Source organism: Acidiphilium sp. AL (genome assembly GCF_025499445.1).
GTDB lineage: Bacteria > Pseudomonadota > Alphaproteobacteria > Acetobacterales > Acetobacteraceae > Acidiphilium > Acidiphilium iwatense.
Genome location: NZ_JAIMBZ010000115.1, coordinates 1 through 1407, shown reverse-complemented (window position 1 = coordinate 1407; position 1407 = coordinate 1). Strand labels below are relative to the sequence as shown.

At 65.7% G+C, this 1407-nt stretch carries 3 protein-coding genes and 1 pseudogene; all 4 read left to right on the top strand.

What is annotated here, in order from left to right; translation table 11 throughout:
• Window positions 1-350: ATPase, T2SS/T4P/T4SS family (locus tag AiwAL_RS20175; RefSeq protein ID WP_262313490.1), on the top strand; the 350-nt coding region annotated here is incomplete at its 5' end.
• 246 nt (window positions 351-596) lie between these two features.
• Window positions 597-902, top strand: coding sequence for a TrbC/VirB2 family protein (locus AiwAL_RS20170; RefSeq protein ID WP_262313491.1), 306 nt, complete (start codon window positions 597-599; stop codon window positions 900-902).
• Window positions 899-1162, top strand: coding sequence for a VirB3 family type IV secretion system protein (locus tag AiwAL_RS20165; RefSeq protein ID WP_262313489.1), 264 nt, complete (start codon window positions 899-901; stop codon window positions 1160-1162). Before AiwAL_RS20170 ends, AiwAL_RS20165 begins: the two co-directional genes overlap by 4 nt.
• Window positions 1156-1407 (top strand): annotated as a pseudogene (locus tag AiwAL_RS20160) (conjugal transfer protein TrbE); the annotation flags it as partial. The gene AiwAL_RS20165 and the pseudogene AiwAL_RS20160, both read left to right, overlap by 7 nt.

Below are 1407 nucleotides of genomic sequence, written 5' to 3'. Positions count from 1 at the left end.
TGGTGCGCTCGACCCTGCGGTTCCGGCCGGACCGGATCATCGTCGGCGAGGTCCGCGGTGCCGAAGCCCTCGACATGCTGAAGGCGTGGAACACCGGCCATCCCGGCGGCATCGCCACGGTCCACGCGAATTCCGGGCGTGCCGCGCTGTACCGGCTCGAGCAGCTCATCCAGGAAGCGGTCGTCACCGTGCCGCGCCGGCTGATCGCCGAAGCGATCGACATCGTGGTGTTCATCCAGGGACGCGGCCTCGCCCGGCGGATCGAGACGATCAGCGAAGTCACCGGCCTCGACGCCAATGGCGATTATGCCCTGGCCGACCTCAACCCGTACCGGTCGTTTGCGCCGTAACCGAAAGGACCAACCATGTCTTTGCACCCGCCCAGTTCATCGCCGACCACACTGTTTTTCTCCGCGCGACCGTCAGAAGCTGCGTTCGCGGCCAGGTACGCACGGACCGCACCATCGCACGCCGCGGCACCCCGGTCCGGTCGATCGAGAAGTAAAATATCGCTGATCGGCGTGTGGCGATGCGTGCCATCGCCAACGCCGGCGCCGACACCAGCCACGTCGTGCCCGTCCGCCCGAATCTCCCCCATCCTGTGCCGCATCGGGTCCGGTGCGTTGCTCACGCCGTGGCTGGGCAATGTGGCCTATGCCGCCGGTTCGAACATGCCGTGGGAACAGCCGCTGCAGCAGATCCTCGATTCCGTGCAGGGACCGGTCGCTAAGATCGTCGCCGTGCTGATTATCATCGTTACCGGCCTGTCGCTCGCCTTCGGCGAGACCTCGGGCGGTTTCCGGCGGCTGATCCAGATCGTCTTCGGGCTCAGCATCGCCTTTGCCGCCAGTTCGTTCTTTCTGTCCTTCTTCGGCTTTGGCGGCGGGGCGCTGGTCTCGTGAGCACGCCTGTCGATGGGTTCGAGGCGCCCCTGCACCGCGCACTGACCGAACCGATCCTCCTGGGTGGATCGCCGCGTGGCATCGCCATCGTCAACGGCACACTGGCCGCGGCCCTCGGCCTTGGTTTGCAGATGTGGCTGGCGGGCATTCTGTTTTGGGTGGCGGGACACACACTCAGCGTTTTCGCCGCCAAGCGCGATCCGGATTTCGCGCCGGTGCTCGTCCGCCACCTTCGCCAGCGAGGTTTTTTCTCATGTTGAACCTCGCGGAATATCGCACCAAATCCGACCGGCTGGCCGATCACCTGCCCTGGGCCGCGTTGGTGGCACCCGGCATCGTTCTCAACAAGGACGGCAGTTTCCAGCACACGCTGCGCTTCCGTGGTCCTGATCTGGAGAGTGCCACAGAGGCGGAACTGGTCGGTACCTGCGCACGGCTGAACAATGTGCTGCGGCGCTTCGGCTCCGGCTGGGCGCTGTTCTTCGAGGCCGAGCGGTTCGAGGCG